We start from the raw sequence: 18987 nt of genomic DNA, 5'->3' as shown, positions 1-18987 counted from the left end.
CGCCGCGCCGCCTCCGTACGCGGCGACACAACCGCCTTCATCGGGCAATTGCCCCGAGGACGCACCCCTCGCCCCCGCCCCGGGACGATCTGGTCGATACTCATCTCCCGTACCTGTCGCGGTCGGGGTGTGTACCGAGGCGAAATGAGGGGCCACGTGGCGGAGAAGAGCCCGACCGGGCGTCGGACGGAACGCGGACCGGTGGACGACCCCACAACGATCGGCCGGCGCGTCCACCGGCTGCGCGCGGAGCGCGGTCTCACCCAGCGCGAGCTCGCCGAACCCTCGTACACGCCCGCCTACATATCCACGCTGGAGGCCGGCCGGGTCCGGCCCTCCGAGGCGGCCGTCCGGCACCTCGCCGAGCGGCTCGGCGTGAGTTACGAGGAGATCGCCACCGGGCGCCCCGCCCACCTCGCAACCGAGTTGCGGCTGCGTCTGGTCGAAGCCCAGCGCACCCTGGCGACCGGCGCCGCCGACGACGCGGTGGCCGACTTCACCGAGCTGCTCGCCGAGGCCGACCGGCTCGGGCTCGACCAGGAGAGTGCGTCGGCGGCCCTGGGGCTCGGCGAATGCGCCCTGGAGACCGGCGATCTCCCCACTGCCCGGCGGCACTTCGAGGCGGCCGAGCACCTGCTCGCGGACGCCCCGCTCTCCCAGCGGGCGCGGGCAGTCCGGGGCCGGGCCGTCGCGCACCTGCTGGCGGGCGAACTCCGGTACGCCTGCTACCTGTTGGAAAGCACCATCGAGGAGCTGAACTCCTCCGGCCTCCCGGACCCCGGCGCGCTCCTACTGCTGTACACGGCGTCGATCGCGCCGTACATGGACATGGGCGCCCACGCACGGGCCGCGCAGGCGGGCGAGCTGGCGCTCGCGCTGGCCCCCCGGGTCGACGATCCGGAACTGGTGGCGGGTATGCACCGCGGGGTGGCCAGGTCCCTCATCGCGGCCGGGCGCACCGCCGAGGCCGACGCCTCACTGGCCCGGGCGGCCGAGATCTACCAGCAGCTCCAGATCCGTACGGAGATGGCGCACTGCCACTGGATGCGCGGCTACGTACGGGCCCAGGGCGGCGACCTCTCCGGCGCCGAGAGCGAGCTGCGTGCCGCCCGGGACATGCTGGCATCCAAGCGGGCGGCCCTCTACACGGCCCAGGTCGAGGTGGAGCTCGCGGACGTCCTGCGCCGCCAGGGCAAGGCGCGTCAGGCCGAGGACCTGCTGCACCGGCTGCTGGGCGAGCTCCAGCCGGACCGGGGCGCGGTGCACGCGGCCGGGGCGCACCGGCTCCTCGGGCTGATCCACGAGGAGGACGGGGAGACCGACACCGCCGAGGAGCACTACGTCAAGGCGCTGGCCCTGCTGGAGCGCGCCGGGGCGGCGGGTGACCTGGCGGACATCTGCCGGCTCCTCGGCGACCTGCTGCGCCGGGCGGGGCGCACGGAGGCCGCGCTGGACGCGTACCGGACCGGCCTCGGGCGGCGCCCGGCTCCACCACCCTGGGTCCCGCGCCGGTGAGCCCGCGCCCGATCCTGGGAGGTGCCGGGCAGTAGGAGCCCGGCGGGGCTCCTCCCGCCGGGCGGGGCGACGGAGGGCGACGGACGGCGGGGCCACGGCGGGCGGGGCCACGGGCGAGCGGGACGGCGGCGCGTGAGGCGGGCGTGACGGGCTCCTTCCGCGGGGCGGGCGACGCCGTCCGGGCGGGCCGGACCCGCCTCCTATCCTCGGTGCCATGACCCGTGGCCCGGCCCCCTCACCCGAACCGCCCCCGCCCGGTGTCGCGCGCCAGGACGTCACGCTGCCGGACGCCACCCTGGGTGACGTCAGAATGCCGGACGCCACCCTGCCGGACATCACTCCGCGGGACGTCACTCTGCAGGACGTCACTCTGCGGGACGTCCTGGCCTTCGACGACAGCGGCACGCTCCGGCTGCTGCTGGCCCCGGCCGGGCAGGACGTTTCCGTCCGGGGCACCGCGTTCGCCGAGCACGGCACACCCGGGTCCGCCCGAGGGCTGCTGCTCCTCGCCGTGGGTGCCGATGCCTCCGCTCCGGACGCCGTGACCGCGGTGCGCCGGGCAGCGCGGCAGGGAGCGTGCGCGGTGGTGCTGCGCGACGGTGGGGACACCGGGCCCGCACCGGAGGTCCTGGAGGCCGCGCGGGAGCAGGGGATCGCCGTTCTGGCCCGCGCCGCATGGGCCGACTGGACGGACACGGCGACGCTGCTGCGCTCGGCCCTCGCCTTCGGGGCCGTGGACGGCGCCGCTCGGGAACCGTGGGCCGACGGCCTCCCGCCCGGTGGACTGAGCGCGCTCGCCGCGGTGATCGCGGCTGCCACCGGCGGGGCGATCACCATCGAGGACACCCGGTTCCGGGTGCTGGCCCACTCCGCGACCCGGCCCGAGGCGGACGGGGTCCGCCGCTCCACCGTCCTCGGCGGCCGGGTACCCGCATGGCGGGTGGCCGAGATGCGCCGCAGCGGCCTGCTGCGCACGCTCTGGACCTCGCGCGAGGTGATCCACCGCCCCGCCGAAGGAGACAGCCCCGAACGCCTGGTCGTCGCGGTGCGCAGCGGCCCCGAAATGCTCGGCTCGATCTGGGTGGCGGCGGACGGCAGCCCCCTGCTGCCGGATGCGGCCCGCGCGCTGCTCTCCGCCGCCACCACGGCCGCGCCCCACCTCGTACGCCACCGGCTGCGGGAGAGCGGCGAGGAGCGGCGGCGCGACCACGCCCTGCGCGGGCTGCTGCGGGGCGAGGGGGACCTCAGGACCCATGCCTGGTCGCTCGGGCTCGCGCCCGGCACGCCGTGCGCGGTGGTGGCGGTGGCCGCCGAATCGGCCGCGGATCCGGTGACTCCCCCGCTGGACCGGACCCTCGACGTACTGGCTCTGCATGCCGCCTCGTACCGCCCCGACGTGCGGGTTCTCCGGGAGCGGGACCACCTGCTCACCCTGCTGCCCGTCGGCTCGGGGAAGGACCGGGAGGCCCTGGGGCTCGCCCGGGAACTGGCGGCCCTCGCCTCCTCGCTGCCCGGCGGGATGCCGGTGCTCGTGGGTGCGGGGGCCGTGGTGGATTCCGTCCTCGGCGTCCCGGCCTCGTGCGAGGAGGCGACCCTCGTCGTCCGGGTGCTGCGCGAGAGGCTCGCCACACGCGATTCGGGCCGGAACGAGGACCGGGCAGCAGTGCGGTGGGCCGGCGCCCCGGGACTCGGGCCGGTGGTCGACGTGCGGCGCATGCTCGACGCGGTCCGGCCGCTGTGGGAGGCGGGCGGAGGTCCGGTGCACGACCTGGTGCGCGCCGATCTCGCGGCCGGCGGCGAGCTGGTCCGGTCCCTCGCCGCCTACCTGGACGCGGCGGGTGACGTCCCGGCGGCCTCGCGGCGCCTCCGCCTGCATCCCAACACCCTTCGCTACCGGTTGCGGCGGGTCAGGGACCGGCACGGGGTGGACGTGGACGACCCGGACACCCGGCTCCTGCTGACGGTCGCGGTCCGCCTCGCCGCCGGCTTCTGAGACGGCCCGACGCGCTTCGGACGCTTCGGACGCGTCGGGCCTCTGCACAGGTACACCTGTCCGCACCCATCAGTTCGCGTTCACACCTTCTGGGGCCATTTGCCCGGTGTTTGCCCGGCAGAACGGGTTTCAGCTCCAGGCTTGGCCCCGCCGACAAAGACCGGGGCCCGCCGATCGGCGATCGTCGCCGTATGACCCAGACGTTTTCCGCCTCCGGCACGCCGGCAACCCCGAAGTTCGCCCATGTCGTGCGCCGCGCGATCGCCGACGGCCTGCTCGGAAAGTCCCAGCCCGTCGTCGGATTCATCGACCCCGAAGGGGTACGGAACTCGGTCGACGCCCTGCGGGAGGCGTTCGCCGGCGCCCCGCAGGTCCTGCACACCTTCGCGGCGAAGGCGTCCCCGCTCGTTCCGGTGCTGCGCCTGCTCGCCTCGTACGGAATGGGGTGCGAGGTGGCGAGCCCCGGTGAGCTCCGGCTGGCCATGGACGCCGGTTTCGCGCCCTCGACGATCGTGCTGGACTCCCCCGCCAAGACCCGCGAGGAGATCCGGCTGGCGCTGGCGCTCGGGATCGCGGTCAACGCCGACAGCCTCGACGAACTGCGCCGTATCGGCACGCTGCGCTCCTCCACCTCCGCATCGGTCATCGGACTGCGGGTGAACCCGCAGGTCGGAAGCGGTGCGATCAGCGCCATGAGCACGGCCACCGCCACGTCGAAATTCGGCGTCGCGCTGCGGGACCCCGGGGCCCGCGCGGCCGTGGTGCGCGCCTTCGCCGAACACCCCTGGCTGACCCGGCTGCACTCCCACGTGGGCTCCCAGGGCTGTCCGCTGGACCTGCTCGCGGCCGGTGTCGCGGAGACGTACCGACTGGCCGAGGAGATCAACGCCCACCTCGGCGAGCGCAGGATCACCAGCCTGGACATCGGCGGCGGGCTGCCGGTGAACTTCGCCGACGACGAGGTACGGCCCACTCACGGCGACTACGTGACCGCGCTGCGCACGGCCGTACCGGACCTGTTCGACGGGCGGTACGCGCTGGTGACGGAGTTCGGCCGGTCGCTGCTGGCGAAGAACGGGTTCATCGGGGCGCTGGTCGAGTACACCAAGGACGCGGGCGGGCGGCGCATCGCCCTGACCCACGCGGGCGCGCAGACCGCGACCCGTACCGTCCTGATGCCCGGGGCATGGCCCCTGCGGGTGGGCGCCTTCGGACCGGACGGCCTGCCCAAGGAGGGGCCTCTGCTCGCGCAGGACATCGCGGGTCCCTGCTGCTTCGCCGGCGACGTGGTCGCGTACGCCCAGGAACTCCCCGAGCTGCGCGAGGGTGACTTCGTGGTGCTCTACGACACGGGCGCCTACTACTTCTCGGCGCCGTGGGCGTACAACAGCCTGCCGAGGCCGGCGGTGTACGGCTTCCGTACTACGGACTTCGGCACGACGGATGGGGGCGACGGGTACGAGGGGGTGCGTTTCGCGCCGGTGCGCGACGCCCAGACGCTGGAATCGATCGCGGCGGAGAACGGCCTCGGCCACGCCGACGCGCTGGTGGGCCTCGGCGGGGTGAACAGCGGCGTGCGCGGAGGGGTGGGCAGCGCCTCCGAGTGACCGCGGGCGCGCCCGCGCCGCCCCGCACCCGGGCGGGCCCGTCCGGCATGTCACGCCGGACGGGCCCGATGCCCGGGATCAGCCCGCGGGCTGCGGGGACGGCTCGGGATCCGGTACCGGGTCGGGGCCCGGCGCCGGAGGCTGCGGAATCGGGTCCGGAGCCGGACCGGGCGGTACGGGCCCGGGGCCCGGCGGCACCGGAGGCGGGGTGGGCACCGGTGTCGGCGGCCCGGGCACCGGAGGCGGGCTCGGCACGGGCGACGGATGGACGGGATCGGGGTACGGCTGGGTCATCGCGACCCTCCCATGGTGCGAACGGTACGAGTGGGGCTCATCCCCACCGTCTCCCGCTGCGGCTGCCCGCGCCCGCCGGGACCACACCTCGCACGCCCGGACCGCACCCGGCCGGGGTCCCGCCGTACCGCCGCCGAGGCCCCGTCGGCGTCAGCGGGCCGACGGGACCGCGTGCGGGCTGCGCTCGGTGGGGGTGCCGGGTACCGGCGCGGAGGCGTCGTTCCCCAGCGCGACGATCCGGTTCTCCGCGTCGACGTGCACCACGCTGGGGACGAGCGTGCGCGCCTCCGCGTCCTCGACCTGCGCGTAGCTGATCAGGATGACCAGGTCGCCGGGGTGCACGAGGTGCGCGGCGGCACCGTTGATCCCGATCACGCCGGAACCCCGCTCGCCCTCGATGACGTAGGTCTCCAGGCGGGCACCGTTGGTGATGTCGACGATGTGCACCAGCTCACCGGGGAGCAGATCGGCGGCTTCCATGAGCTCGGCGTCGATCGTGACCGATCCCACGTAGTGCAGGTCGGCCTGGGTCACCGTGGCACGGTGGATCTTGGATTTGAACATGGTGCGGATCATCGATGAACTCCTGAACTTAGGCTCCCTGCCTGCGTTTTTGCAGGTCAAGTGCTGTCTGCACAGCCTACAACGATTCGCATGCCCGGGCACCTGTCCCAGAGTTTTTCAGGTCTCATGCTGACCACTTGCCGACTTAGCTGACGCACCGTCAGAGAACAGCAGAGGGCTTCGACCTCTCGGAGACCTCCCCGTAAGCCTTCGCAGTGCCATCCCTTGGACGAACGCAGTCACCGCCGCCCCGAGGGCCTGTCGGCGATCCCACATCTCCTACGTCACCTCGAGGGGTCGAAGGCGACGCGGGGCGAGTAGCAGCAAATCGCGGCGCGGCAAAGTCGACGATTTCCGCGAACATGACCGTCGCCCATCCGGTCACTCTTTGTAGCGGCACCGGGCGGGTGCAGAACCTTCCGATCCGGCCTGGGCTGGGGTCTGCCGAATGCCGTCCTCAGCCCTGCCGGCCTCAGGGAGCCGCCTTGCCCATGCAGCCGCAGTCCAACGATCGCCCCATCGAGATCAGCCCGTCGCGCAGGGTGCAGCTCGCAGAACCTGTCCTTATGGATACTCCCGAAGTCGCCACGATGCTCGATATGTCCACGAGCTGGGTCTACAGGGAGGCGTCGAAACTGGGCTTGAAGGGTTACAAGCTCGGCCGAGGTAGGAATGCCAAGGTCCTGTACGAAAGGGCCGAGATTCTCAAATGGCTGGAGCAACAGAAGGTCCGCTAACAAGACTGATGCAAGCTCGAAAGAGCCGATCAGCTGTACGCGGAGTACAAGGAGCCCCTGTACGCCGCTCCCCCGCTGCTCCAGCTCATGGTGGACGCGGGGCGGCTCGGCCGGAAGACGGGGGCGGGGTTCTACCCGTACGCCTGACCGACGGTGGGCCCGGTGGTGACGCCGCCGGTCCCACCGAAGCACGTTGCCCCATGCCCTTGGCCGTGTACCGATCTTGGTGCGCGATGAAGTTGCGGTCTTCAACCGCCCCGGAGGGCGACCGCCACGGCGGCCATGAACTCAGCATCGTCGAAGACCTTGAGGTTGCGATCCTCGGTCGCCCCGGAGTGGCGGTCGCCCTCCGGGGCGGCCGAGGATCGCAGCTCCAGCGCAGTGCGGAGCCGGAACTCCGGGTCGTGGTGGAAGTCGCCCAGACGCCCTGCGGCGAAGATCGTTCAGGTGCAACCTAAAGCTGATCGGCCCGGAGCAAGCCGCCAAAGGAGCCCAGGTACAGGATGCGTGACTTGGGGTTTCCCAGGAATCCCCTGCTGCATCGAACCAAACGACCTACGCATTACAAGACCGCGAGCGATCGAATTGCCCGGTGCCGTGGTGCCAGGCCGTTACGTTTTACCTGATCAGGACAGGTGCACCAGGTTGAGCTGTGCCGCCCTGCGCCGCCCCGTCCAAAGGCGTCTGTCCACCGGTCCATACGCTCTCGGACCGCCAGAAGGCCCCGCTGAGAAGACTGCGTCACAGGCAGTACACGCTCGGGCTGCCCCGCTCCACGCGAACCTCCGACTTGTACGTCGCTGCGTGAGCCAAGTCTTCAACGACCTGCGGCCCGGACCGCCCGGCTCCCTGACATCACTTCCTCGACGTCCGCTTTCGCTGCGCGAAAGCCACTGTCCGCGTGAACATGATCGTTGCCGACGGTGGCCACCCGGCACCGGCCTCGTGATGCCAGACCTGCGCCAGGCGGACGACGACCCGCCCACCGGAAGCAAGGGACCACCACACCTCTCAACTGGAAAGTCCTACCGCCATGCGCTGGGAGTCTCGGCGAATCGTTTCTTGTACGCCTTGACGAAATGGCTGCTGTCGGCGAAGTGCCAGCGAGCGGCGATCTCGGACACCGTCAGGCGTGTCGAGGTCAGCTCCGCCCTGGCGCGTTCGAGACGGCGTTCCCGTACATATCCCATGACCGGCGACGTGCCCCCTTGACCGAACGCGCGGTAAAGGGTGCGGACGGAGACGTTCAGGGCCGCCGCGATCCCCCGGGGACTGAGGTCGGGGTCGGCGAGCAGTCGGGTCTCGATGTGGTCCATCGCCGCCCTGAGGAGCGCCGGTGCGAACTCCGCGTCATCGATGACCTGGTCGTTCATCAGCCCTCTGAACAGCTCCAGAGTCGCGTTGCGGGCCGCACCCGCGGCAGCGGCACCGAGTCCGTCCGCCAGTTCCGCCCAGAGACGGAGCTGGGCGAGCAGAAGGGCCGCAGCGGGCGAGCCCTGTTCCGCGGTGACCGCCCGCGTGTTCGACGGGAAGCGGATCTCGCTCGCGGGAATGACCAGGGTGATCGCCCGGGTGCCCCGGGCGATCTCGAAGTCCCACGGGTCCTCGTTCCTTCGCGCGCACACCATTCCGGCCGCCGCCGCGGCGCGCTGCCCCCCGGTGGCGAAGCGCCACTCACCGCTGAGCGTCACGCTCGTCACGATCCGGTCCTCCAGGTGCCCGCCCGGGCCGCCGGTGCCGCCCGCGACCGCGTCGCTGTACTGGTCCTCGAGGAACAAGTCGAGCAGGTTCTGCTTCCAGATGCGAGCGCGGTACGTCCCTGCGCCGTGCCGCGGCAGCCGCATGGGCGGCGCCGGCACCCGCTCACCGCCCTGCCGCCGCCACTCCCCGAGCAGCACGCGGTCCCGGTTCTCGTTCGCGTACGGCACGGTGATGTCGACTACGGGCGTCGAGGGATCCCCGACCCGCCAAGGGGACACGCTCACTTCGGTGCTCATCCGGAGCAACGCTACTCCTCCCCGGCCCACCACCCCCGGGCCGGGCACACCGTGCGCCCTCGGGTGGCACGGAAGTACCACGTACTTGGCCGACCGGTACTGGTCTCCGGCGTTCGGGCCCGGTGAGCATGAGCGAGTGCTTCCCGCCTTCCCCCGGGACGAGCGGGCCTCGCCGGACCTCCGGGTCCTGCTTCCAGCTGCCTGGGCGCTGATCCGTCGGTCCAGGTCCGTTCCACTCTCCGACTGGAGTCCTCAGTGTCCGAATCCGTGGTGACCCTTTTCGAAAGCCTCGTCGGCGCCGAGCCGCCGCGCGACGCACCTGTCCTGTTCGACACGGCGTGCGTGATGGGCGGGAGCATCGCGGGACTCCTCGCGGCACGGGTGCTCTCCGACCGCGCACGCAACGTCGTCATCATCGAACCCGACGACACAGCGGCCACGGCCGGGTCGCGCCCCGGAGTACCGCAGGACCAGCAGGTGCACACGCTGCTGCCCGCCGGCCGCCTGTGGATCGAACGGTGGCTTCCCGGCGTCTCCCAGGAGGCACAGGACCGGGGCGCGTCACTCGTCGGACCCGAGCAGCAGTTCGTCGGCTACGACGACACCCCGCAGGTCCCGGACGGCGTGGACCACCAATTCCTCGCCATCGGACGTCCCCTGCTGGAAACCCTGGTCCGGGACCGGGTCACCGCCCTGCCCCACGTCTCGGTCCTGCGGGCGCGGGCGACCGGGTTGCGCTACGACCACGGCGCCGTCACCGGCGTGCGCTACGACGAGACCGGAACAGGCGGTCGGGCAGAGCGGGCGGAGGGGGTCCTCGCGGCGGACTTCGTCGTGGACGCGATGGGACGCTCCAGCAGGCTCTCGCACTGGCTCGAGCAGGACGGCTACGACCAGCCCCAGCTCGAACGGCTGCAAACCCCCGTCAACTACGCGACCGCCCTCTTCGAGCGCCCGGCGAAACTCCCGGACCTGGACGCGGCGACGGTGCTGCAACTGTTCACACCCCGGTACCCGTCGGGCGGAGTGTCCGTCGCAGCGGCGACCGCGATCGAAGGACAACAGTGGCTCGTCATGCTGATGGGCTACGGAGACCACCGGCCCGGCAGGACCATCGACGAGTTCCGCGCCCAGTGCGCCGCGCTACCCCCCATCTTCAGCGACGTCACCAGCAACAACGTCACCCGCGAGGTGGTGACATACCACCAGGCCGAAAGCAGGCGACGCCACTTCACCGAGGCCGGCCGCCTCCCGGCGCGGCTGGTCAGCACGGGCGACGCCGTGGCGTCGTTCAACCCGGTCTACGGCCAGGGCATGAGTTCCGCCGCCCTGCACGCCTCCTGCCTGGCCTCCTACCTCGACAGCGGCGCCGACCTCGACCAGGCGGCCACCGAGTTCTTCCGCCTTCAGCAGGTCGTCGTCGACGCCGCCTGGGCCGTATCCGCGGGAGGAGACGCCGCCCGCATCGACGCCGAGAACGGCACCCAGGTACCCGAGGAAGTGCGGCATCAGCGCCGCGCCATGGAACAGATCGTCCGTGCTGCCCTCGTCGACGCGGACGTGTCAGGAGCCTTCAACAACGTGTCCTACATGCTGCGTCACCCCGGCACGCTGTTCGATCCGGCGATCCTGGAGAAGGCGGCAGCCGCCACCGAAGAAGCAACGGCCGGGTGACCGACCCCACGATCGACCGGTACATCGGCCTCGACCTGTCGTAACGGGCGGCGCACGACGACTCGGTGGGATGCCCGCGGTAGCCGCCGTCGACGCAGGTCTTGCGGATGCCCTCCATGGCCTGGGCTCCCCCGGGCGCCCTGCCCGGACAGATCCCGGCCTGGCCTCGCGCTGCCCGTGTCCCTGCCGGAGGCCGGCCGTGCTCCGTACCGTCGACGGCTCCGAGACGTCCGACCGCGCGAGGCCGTCGCACTCGTACTCGTTCCATATATGGAGACCTGAATGCCCTACGTGACGACCGAAGACGGCGTGCGCATCAATGTCGTCGAAAAAGGCCGGCCGGACGGACGCCCCATCGTTTTTGTCCATGGACTCGGCAGTTCGTGCCAGGCGTGGGAAGGGGTGGTGGCCGCTCCCGGACTCGCCGACCGTTATCGCTTGATAGCGTTCGATCTGCGCGGCCACGGTCGTTCCGACACCGTTCTCAAGCCGGAGCTGCTCACGGCGGACTCCATCGACGCCGACGCACTCGAACGCGTCGCAGCCGTCGCCGAGGCCACACCGGCCGAGTCGGTGGCCGCGGTACTGCGATACGTCATCGACTTCCGGCCCTTCCTCTCGACGCTCGGCGCGGAGACCCGCGCGCGTATCACCGCCGTCATCGCCGACGGCGACCAGATCTTCGACGAAGCCGCCGGCCCGGACGGTCTGGGATCAGGCGGGCATCCGTACCGTCCACGTTCCCGACGCCTGCCACGCACTGCCCCTCCGCGAACCCGACCGCTTCGCCCGGCTCCTGCTCGACCTCCTCGCACCCCACGACTTACGGCGGAAGAGGTCCGACCGGCCGAGTTGTCGGCGGACACGCTCGTAGCAAGGGCTCCCCCGAGATCGAACCTGCGCAACCCACTGATGATCCGAACACTCGACCACTCGCGCGTCGGCGACGGCAGGTGCGGGGCAAACCCAGGAGAGGTGCACACACGTGAGTGCCAGAGACGTCGTCGACGAAACCGGAACGGGACGGGGCGGCCTCGAAGAGCCGTCGGCTCCCGCGCCGGACAGGATCAAGGGGGGTGTCTCGGGGGAGCGGTTGGTGCTGTTCACCGATGCGGTGACGGCGATCTCCATCACCCTGCTGGTTCTACCGCTGGTGGACCTCGTCCCCGAGGCCGCGTCCGCCCATGAGCGCGCCGGCGAGGTGATCACCGGTCATCTCGACCAGTTCTGGGGCTTTCTGCTCAGCTTCGCGGTCATCGCGAACATCTGGCGGGAGCACCACCGGGCGTTCTCGACGGTCCAGGAGGTCACCCGTTCCCTGACGGTGTGGAACATGGGATGGCTGCTGTCGATCGTGCTGCTCCCGCTCCCGACGGAGATGATCGGCGCCTTCGGCGGCCGCGACCGGGTCGTGGCGTCGTTCTACTACGCGGTGCTCCTGGTCGGCATGGTGTGCCGACTGGCCATGCTGAAGATCCTCAAGGGCAACCCGGACATGGTCGAGGGGGATGAGGAAGAGACCCGCCGGAGGACCGCGTACCTGTACACCGACAGCTGCGTCAACGTCATCGCCACGGTCGTCGCGTTCGCCGTCGCCCTCGCCGTACCGGCGCTGCAGTACTGGAGCCTTCTGCTCCTGCTCCTTCCGGGTCGGGTGCGCTTCACGGGCCGGCGCGGTGCGGGCTGACCACGGGAACGACCATTGCCCTGGGCACGCAGGGGGCCGGGCAGTACCCCACTGGCCGGCCCCACCGCAGACCGGCTGTTCAACGTTCACGGCCGTGGGCGAGCCGGAGGCGGTTCAGCCCGGCGACCAGGGCCTGCGGTCGGCCCAGAATCCCCGACAGAGGCGGCCGCCACATGCTCGCCCACGATCCCCAGGAACGCGAACGCCCTTCTTGAAGCGGGGATAGCCGACACGGCATCCCGCCCGCTTGCCCTTGAAGGAGTCCAGCCAGTTCTTCCACGCCGCGTCCACGTCGAGGAAAGCGGACTGGTAGACGCGGCTGCCCACCTCGCGCCACCACGGTGCGACGCCCTCAATGCCGTAGCGGTCATCCCCGCGCTCCGCCATGAACCGCTTGTAGACCGTCGGCTTCGTCGGAATCGGGACCTTCACGCGCCTGCGTGCCGTCGCCTCCTCGACGCCCGCGTCGATCAGCGCGACGACCTGAGTCCGCCAGTCCTCGTGGCCTGCGTTCGGCTCCTCGGGTCCGGAATACCTGGGTCGTCCGAGCGATTGGTTCTCGTGCAGGGATCATGGGAGGGGGACGTACTGGTGGCCGAGCTGATGGTGTTCCGGCGGGACGCTGATGGGCGTGACATCGAGTTGCCCGGTTCGACGGTTGCGCTGGAGGTGGAGCTACAGCGGCGGGTCGAGGCGGGGATGGAGTCGATGCTCGGGATCCGGTTCCTGGCGTCGGAGTACCCGACTGGTCCGTGGCACCGGGGGCGGATCGACACGCTGGGGCTGGACGAGAACAACACTCCCGTGGTGATCGAGTACAAGAGGGGCTCGGACAGCGGTGTGGTGTCGCAGGCGCTCTTCTACTTGTCCTGGCTGAAGTCGGCGCGGATTGAGTTCGAGGCCCTCGTGCGGAAGGTGTTGGGCGCGGAGGTGGCCGAGTCCGTCGACTGGCGCCGTCCGCGGATGGTCTGCATCGCGGCCGGCTATTCCGCTCACGACCTGGTGGCTGTGCAGCAGTTGCCCGAGCGGATCGACCTGGTGCGCTATCGCGTCTTCGAGGGCGATCTGCTGACCTTGCAGCTCGTGGACTTGGACAGCACGCAGATCTCCGCCAGAGCGGAGGTGAACCGATGCAGGCAGAGGGTTGCGACGCCCTTCCTTCTGTCTTCTCCGCGCGAGCGGAGGTGCTCCGGATCCCGGGCACGCGGCCCGGGATCCGGTATGCGTCGTATCCGCGTACGCTTGTTGGTGACCTCATCCGGCTCATCTCCGCTCGCACGGAGAGCACCCCGGCCTCCGCTCGCACGGAGAGCACCCCGGCGGCGACGAACACAGCTGCAGCTGCTACTTCTGCGGCCAACACCTGTCCTTCGGGAATCAGCGCGAGCGCTGCGCCGACGCGGCCACGAAAGCAGCCACGTGGACTCACCCGGACACCGGCGAAGAGTTCGACCTCCGCGACCACTACCTGCCCACCAACGCCACCTACGACCCGCAGGGAGTCGTGTGGCTGCACCTCGACACCTTCGACGACAACACCCCGCTCCTCACTCCCGTGTACGCGGTCGACACCCAGCCGACCGGGGAGGCGGCCCGACCGATCACTGAGGGGGAGTGGGAGGACGCTGCGCAGGTCATCCTCCGGCAGTTGGCCGCGACTTGACCGTCAGTGCACGATGAGCCCCGGACCGTCTGGTCCGGGGCCTCTGTGTTTCCTGCAGGTCTACTCGGGTTCTGTCTGCCCCCGCTTCTTCGCGCAGTCCGGGCAGTAGTCCCGGCTCCAAGTCCCGCTGTGGCGTGCCCCGCAGGTCTTGCACTTCAGCTCGCTCGGCTTGACCATGAGCCCTCCAGATTCGTTGTCGGTGGCGACTACTCCGGGGACTTCTCCAGAATCTCGCCGGTCTCCTTCAGGAAATTCAGCCACGGCCCGGCCTCGGCGTCACCGCCGCGCTGGTAGGCGGCTGCCCACTCCTGCATCACCCACATCCGGAAGTCGTCCCAGATGTGGCCGTTGCCAGGCGGCAGGAGGATGCTCGCCTCCAAAAGGCGGTTATACAGGTCATCTTTGACCTCGACGAACGGCCTGCCCCCGTCGATGGCTCGCTGGTAGTTGCCGATCTCCTCGAACAGGACTTTCAGCCGGTCCATGGCTGTCACCAATTCCCCCCCTTGTGGCTGAACATCACCGTATGGACGAACTGGCCTGTGGGGGAGAGGTATGCGGCAGGTTGAGGACGCGGTCGGCACGGAATCTCCTACGTCGATCTGGCCTGACCGGTAGACGGGACGGTGCGGGCCGCGAGCCGGCTGTTCTCGGCCGGGGCTCTCGTGTCGGGTACGGCCCGCGCGATCCACCGGGGTCCGCCGAGTTGAGCCGGCTCCTGCACGACCCGGGCGCCAACGACTGCGCACAGTTCGCCGAGTGCTGTCTCGCACTCAGTCGTGTTTCGCCGAGGACGGCGTAGCGAACCCCACGTCACCAGTGTGACGCGCGTGCTGAGGTAGTACGGGGAGAACACGGGAAGCTACGGGAAATCGGGGTGGGCGGGTGTCATGGCCGCCTGCCGCTAACGGAGTTCACCGAGGAGCGAAGGGCTGACGATCGTCACGATGGCCTCAATGTCGCGGTCGTCGGCGGCGGCCCACAGGATGTCGCGGGCGGACCTGTACTTCGCGGCGAGCCGGGTCCGCTTCTCCTCCGGAAGTTGCGCGGCCCGGTCGGGGTGGCTGTTGTGCGCGTTGTCCGCGACCTTGAGGAGGACCGCTTCGCGCCCGTGCCCGGTGATGCGGGCCACCTTCTCCTCATAGGGGACGCCCCGTTCGTTCGTGACCGCCTCCACAAGGGTGACCACGCAGTCCGGGACGCCGGTGTCACGAAGCCGCTCGGCAGTCCAGTCGGTGTCCTCGATGACGTCGTGCAGCAGCCCGGCCATCACCAGCTCGTCAATGACCGGTGCGAGGCCGGCGGCGACCGCGCGCACGTGCTCGATGTAGGGGACGCCGATCTTGTCGACCTGGCCGACGTGCACCTCGGTGGCGAGTGCGTTGGCTGCGACAGCGGTCCAGACGGGAGCAGTCACAAGGGGTCCTCCTGATCGCCCGGCTCGACCACGGCCCTGCTGCTGGCCGGCCGGGGAGCGGTTCGCCTCCGCTCGCACGGAGAGCACTGGGTGCTGCCAGATCCGAAGCTGATGAACTGCGGTTCACCTCCGCTCGCACGGAGAGCACGGGCCGGAGGACCTGCTGGACCCGTTCAACATCGGTTCACCTCCGCTCGCACGGAGAGCACGTTACGTGGAAGCTGACTTGCTGCCGTCCTGACGGTTCACCTCCGCTCGCACGGAGAGCACTCAGTTAACACGCTCACCTAGGGTGACAACTGCGGTTCACCTCCGCTCGCACGGAGAGCACGGTTGCGGCGTTGCCCTGGCGGGTTCGTCCCTTGTCCTCTCCGCGGGAGCGGAGGTGAGCCGGACCGGCCATCCCCGCGAACGACCACACCCGGTCCTCTCCGCGGGAGCGGAGGTGAGCCGCGTCTCGATCGTTGCCTCGGCGCGGATCACGGGTCCTCTCCGCGGGAGCGGAGGTGAGCCGCCTGGCCGAAAGGCGCCACCGGTCTGGCGTGGGTCCTCTCCGCGCGAGCGGAGGTGAGCCGTGGATGGGTGACCCGCAGAACTGGGCGCGCGTGTCCTCTCCGCGCGAGCGGAGGTGAGCCGAGCTTCATGGTCACCTCACCGCGCCGGATCTGGTCCTCTCCGCGCGAGCGGAGGTGAGCCGATCCCGCTGTCCCGGCCGCCCGGGGTGTCGATGTCCTCTCCGCGCGAGCGGAGGTGAGCCGTCCATCGTCACCTTGCACAGGACCGATGCGTAGTCCTCTCCGCGCGAGCGGAGGTGAACCGTGCCAGGAGTGCGGCCGACCGGGCCGATCCAGCCGCTACCACACCCGTTGAACTGCGCTAACGTCGACGATCCATCATTACTCTGCGTGATACCTCGTAGTGACATTCTTCGCCCGGTTACCCAGAGACGTGGGAAAGACTCCAGCGCACGGTGGCTCACCAGGTGGCCTTCACGACCATGGTCGTGAAGGCCACCACGAAGGCAGGCAGGAGGAGCGGGGTCTCCGGTGTGCCTCAGGCGGCTTCCCAGAGCCCGGCATCCATGAGTCGGGCGGCCTTGGTGATACTCCCCGGCATCAGGTGCCGGTAGGTCCGGTACGTCTCCTCGATGGACTTGTGGCCCATCCATTCCGCTACGTCGGTGATGGGGATCCCGTGCCCGAGAGCGTTCGAAGCGAAGTAGTGCCGGAAGCCGTACATCCCCACATCTTCCTCCGCCGGAAGATTCTTGAAGAGCCGCTTCACCCGGCGTCGCTCCATCGGCTCCGTGAAGTAGCCGCTGGGGCCGCGCAGCAGGTAGCCGTCTTTCGTAGTGCCGTGCTGCTCCGCGTAGCGCTCGATCGTCTCCCGGACCGACCGGGGCAGCGGCACCTCCCGGAGCTCCCCCGCCTTCCGGTGCTTCAGCTTCGCCGGCTTGTGCGTGTTGGAATGTATCTGCTCGCGTACCCGGTAGACGTCCTATGCGACGACGTTGTTGACGTTCACCGCCCGCGCCTCACCATTTCGAAGGCCGCACCCCGCCATCATGACGATCTCCAGCGCGAGCGCCTCGTCGGCGACGACCAGTGCTCGTTGCAGATAAGCGGGAGACGGTATCGCAACCCTCTCCCGAACGTACTCCGGTTCCTGGACCCCCTTCACCGGATCGTCCGCCATCGCCCCCTTCCCGTAGGCGTCTCGAAGAATGGCCTTGAGGGCGCGGAAAATGTTCACCTGGTTTCCTCGACCGACCCCGTCGGTCTCCATCTCATCCAGGAACCGCTCAACCACGATCGGTGTGACCGAGTTCAGCTTTCGTGATCCGAGACGGGGGACGATGTGCACGTTGATCGAGCTGTCCACGTGCTCGCCGGTCGAGTGGTCCGTCATCTTGCGCTGCCGAGGCCGCCACTGCTTGGCGTATTCCTCGACCGTCTGCTGGCCCAGTTCCCGGCGGGCCGCCGCTACGGACGGTGCCGTGGTCTTCTTCTCCGCATACACCTGCGTGAGGCGTTCGATCGCATCGTCCTGCGTGGCGTAACCGGACTCCTCACGCTGCCTGCCGAGGGCGTCCCGGAAGCGGATCGAGTAGGGGTGAGGGCAGCGGGTGGGCTTGACGCATCCGCAGAGCTTCGAGAAGGACCCCATGCCGCGGGCGAGCTGTCGGGCCATGTGTCGCACCATCCGTTCCAGCCCAAGATCCTTGCTCAGGCGCCGCGCTGCGGGTCGAAGGTCAGCAAGCGGCGACGCGTCCGGGACGCATGCTGACCATTTGCTGACCTGAGGGGGGCACATAATGCCCCTGACCTGCGGCAACGCCAAATAGCTAGATCTTGGACTTGAACATTGTGCGAAGCATGGAGGAACTCCCGATTTGTCTGCCCCCTGCCTGCTTTTTGCAGGTCAAGGGCGGTCTCCGCAGATTACAATCAATCGCATGTTCGGTCAGCTTTCCCTTGACCTCTCAGGACTCACGCTGACCAATTGCTAACTTTTCTGACACACCGGCAGACCAACCCATAGGGGCGGCGTGGCCGGGCTCCCCCTGCCTGCCGCGCCGAGGGCACGAAGCACACCACCGCCCCGGCGATCGCGGAAATCGCCCGCTGGCTTCGCCCAAGTTTGCACTGGCCGCCGTGCCCCGCTACTTCCACGAACAGGTGAGCAAGTCCTCCTTTGACCTTGGCCATACTCTCTGGCGAACACAGTCCTGAATTGTCACCACAGGCGGGATCCGGCCCGACTCCACCGGGCCGTCCCGTCGCAGTTCATCCGCAGCTTTCCCACTGCCCTCGACCTCCGCCTCGGGCAGGATCGCAAACTGCCTGTCCTTCGTGGGCGCCATGCGGTTCCGAGGCTCGCCACGAAGGCTCGGACCTTCAGGCGGCCAGCACTTCCCGGTACCGCGTATCCCCGAACGTCTTCTGCAACTGGGCACCCACCTTGATCGAATTGATCCCGACCTCCCGGCGAGGGACAGCAGCTCGTCGATGACAAGCCGGCAGGCATCTCCAGCGTCCTCCCGGACTCGACGCACGACTTGCTGCCATACCTGTACGGATACCTCGGCCGGAGGGTACGGCGCCGACACTCGGGCCGCCCGGCGCCCGTCGGGCAGGGAGGACGACGGGGCATCCGCCCCGACGGCCGGAGCGAGTCCCGGGACGTCGCGCCGCAGCCGCTGCTCTTCGGTCAGCTCGACCCGCCAGGCCCGGAGGCCCTCGGTCAGACCCTTTCGCTTCAGGTCGTCCAGCAGCCCGTGCAGCAGACAGCGTGCCCGGGTGGTAACGCTGCGCCTCTCTATCTGAGGTACACGACCGCCCAGTCCATGTTGCCCCTCAGCTCCGCATCGAGCAGTCGGACGACTTTCCGCTGCCGAACAGGCCGAACAGACCGATCGCGAAGAACTGGTGCGAACCACGCAGAATGACGGACAACTCCCGAGCCACCGAGGGGTGGTCGAAGCAGTCCGGCTCGCGTGAATCGATCGCGGAAGGCTCGAGGCCCCAGGGCCGCCAGGCTGCCATGTACGTCGCTCCGCTCCTACTCACCAGAACGGGTGCACGGATCCCAGGCGCCACCACTGGCATCCGCCTCTCACAAGCAGACTGCTACGCGCCGGCAGCGCCATCCCCGACCTTGGGTTACGCCACCATGCGCCGGCCGATGAACGCTTCGAGGGAGAGGACTCGCCACAGGGAGCGGTGCGCAAGTCGGAGGAAACGCAAGTGTAGATGGCGGCCGTGAACGCAAGGCCATGGGCCGACGATGCCGTCCCCCGGAGTGGTGTAACGTATTTTGGTTGCGCTGAGCAAATCCCA

Annotated in this window: 13 protein-coding genes, 3 pseudogenes and 1 CRISPR repeat array; of the genes and pseudogenes, 9 read left to right on the top strand and 7 right to left on the bottom strand. The window is 69.7% G+C overall.

Annotation, left to right across the window (positions count from 1 at the left end; translation table 11 throughout):
• Positions 1 to 144 precede the first annotated feature (144 nt).
• From ACWCWD_RS01285 to ACWCWD_RS01275, 3 genes and pseudogenes are all read left to right on the top strand, one after another.
• Positions 145 to 1550, top strand: a pseudogene (locus ACWCWD_RS01285) (tetratricopeptide repeat protein).
• 179 nt (positions 1551 to 1729) lie between these two features.
• Positions 1730 to 3508 carry a PucR family transcriptional regulator gene (locus tag ACWCWD_RS01280; protein ID WP_450769262.1) on the top strand — a complete coding sequence of 593 codons (1779 nt, stop codon included), beginning with the start codon at positions 1730 to 1732 and terminating at the stop codon, positions 3506 to 3508.
• A gap of 191 nt (positions 3509 to 3699) precedes the next feature.
• Positions 3700 to 5115 (top strand): diaminopimelate decarboxylase, encoded by a 1416-nt coding sequence (locus tag ACWCWD_RS01275; protein WP_450769260.1) that lies wholly within the window; start codon positions 3700 to 3702, stop codon positions 5113 to 5115.
• Between the two features lie 444 nt (positions 5116 to 5559).
• On the opposite strand, the gene panD is transcribed toward ACWCWD_RS01275, so the two are convergent.
• On the bottom strand, positions 5560 to 5985 hold the full coding sequence (gene panD / locus ACWCWD_RS01270; RefSeq protein WP_450769258.1) for an aspartate 1-decarboxylase: 426 nt from the start codon (positions 5983 to 5985) through the stop codon (positions 5560 to 5562).
• 479 nt (positions 5986 to 6464) lie between these two features.
• Between panD and ACWCWD_RS01265 the strand changes: the two genes are divergently transcribed.
• Together ACWCWD_RS01265 and ACWCWD_RS01260 are read left to right on the top strand one after the other, a co-directional pair.
• Positions 6465 to 6710, top strand: coding sequence for a helix-turn-helix domain-containing protein (locus ACWCWD_RS01265; RefSeq protein ID WP_450769256.1), 246 nt, complete (start codon positions 6465 to 6467; stop codon positions 6708 to 6710).
• Positions 6711 to 6734: 24 nt separating this feature from the next.
• Positions 6735 to 6857 (top strand): annotated as a pseudogene (locus ACWCWD_RS01260) (3-hydroxyacyl-CoA dehydrogenase family protein); the annotation flags it as partial.
• 878 nt (positions 6858 to 7735) lie between these two features.
• Here ACWCWD_RS01260 and ACWCWD_RS01255 read toward each other — a convergent pair.
• Entirely contained in the window at positions 7736 to 8707 is a 972-nt protein-coding gene (locus ACWCWD_RS01255; RefSeq protein WP_450769255.1) for a helix-turn-helix domain-containing protein, read from the bottom strand.
• Positions 8708 to 8977: 270 nt separating this feature from the next.
• On the opposite strand from ACWCWD_RS01255, the gene ACWCWD_RS01250 reads away from it, so the two are divergent.
• From ACWCWD_RS01250 to ACWCWD_RS01240, 3 genes are all read left to right on the top strand, one after another.
• Positions 8978 to 10381 (top strand): FAD-dependent oxidoreductase, encoded by a 1404-nt coding sequence (locus ACWCWD_RS01250; RefSeq protein ID WP_450769254.1) that lies wholly within the window; start codon positions 8978 to 8980, stop codon positions 10379 to 10381.
• Between the two features lie 282 nt (positions 10382 to 10663).
• Positions 10664 to 11569 carry an alpha/beta fold hydrolase gene (locus ACWCWD_RS01245; protein WP_450769252.1) on the top strand — a complete coding sequence of 302 codons (906 nt, stop codon included), beginning with the start codon at positions 10664 to 10666 and terminating at the stop codon, positions 11567 to 11569.
• Complete coding sequence (locus tag ACWCWD_RS01240; protein ID WP_450769251.1) at positions 11478 to 12068, top strand: TMEM175 family protein; 591 nt, start codon at positions 11478 to 11480, stop codon at positions 12066 to 12068. Before ACWCWD_RS01245 ends, ACWCWD_RS01240 begins: the two co-directional genes overlap by 92 nt.
• Positions 12069 to 12182: 114 nt before the next feature.
• On the opposite strand, the gene ACWCWD_RS01235 is transcribed toward ACWCWD_RS01240, so the two are convergent.
• Complete coding sequence (locus ACWCWD_RS01235; protein ID WP_450769249.1) at positions 12183 to 12500, bottom strand: transposase; 318 nt, start codon at positions 12498 to 12500, stop codon at positions 12183 to 12185.
• A 1072-nt stretch (positions 12501 to 13572) separates the two neighbouring features.
• Between ACWCWD_RS01235 and ACWCWD_RS01230 the strand changes: the two genes are divergently transcribed.
• Positions 13573 to 13731 (top strand): hypothetical protein, encoded by a 159-nt coding sequence (locus tag ACWCWD_RS01230; RefSeq protein ID WP_450769247.1) that lies wholly within the window; start codon positions 13573 to 13575, stop codon positions 13729 to 13731.
• A 206-nt stretch (positions 13732 to 13937) separates the two neighbouring features.
• Here the strand turns inward: ACWCWD_RS01230 and ACWCWD_RS01225 are convergent, their stop codons facing one another.
• From ACWCWD_RS01225 to ACWCWD_RS01210, 4 genes and pseudogenes are all read right to left on the bottom strand, one after another.
• On the bottom strand, positions 13938 to 14225 hold the full coding sequence (locus tag ACWCWD_RS01225; RefSeq protein ID WP_450769245.1) for a hypothetical protein: 288 nt from the start codon (positions 14223 to 14225) through the stop codon (positions 13938 to 13940).
• A gap of 410 nt (positions 14226 to 14635) precedes the next feature.
• A complete protein-coding gene (locus ACWCWD_RS01220) occupies positions 14636 to 15148 on the bottom strand; it encodes an HD domain-containing protein (protein WP_450769244.1) in 513 nt (170 codons plus the stop codon).
• Between the two features lie 58 nt (positions 15149 to 15206).
• Positions 15207 to 15479: direct repeats of the CRISPR family, unit length 29 nt; unit sequence CGGTTCACCTCCGCTCGCACGGAGAGCAC.
• Between the two features lie 722 nt (positions 15480 to 16201).
• Positions 16202 to 17314 (bottom strand): annotated as a pseudogene (locus ACWCWD_RS01215) (tyrosine-type recombinase/integrase).
• A gap of 1190 nt (positions 17315 to 18504) precedes the next feature.
• A complete protein-coding gene (locus ACWCWD_RS01210; protein ID WP_450769243.1) occupies positions 18505 to 18693 on the bottom strand; it encodes a hypothetical protein in 189 nt (62 codons plus the stop codon).
• Between the last annotated feature and the right edge of the window lie 294 nt (positions 18694 to 18987).

Source organism: Streptomyces sp. NPDC001493, from assembly GCF_053597235.1.
Note: the sequence above shows the minus strand (reverse complement) of the source record. Positions and strands in the feature narration are given on the sequence as shown.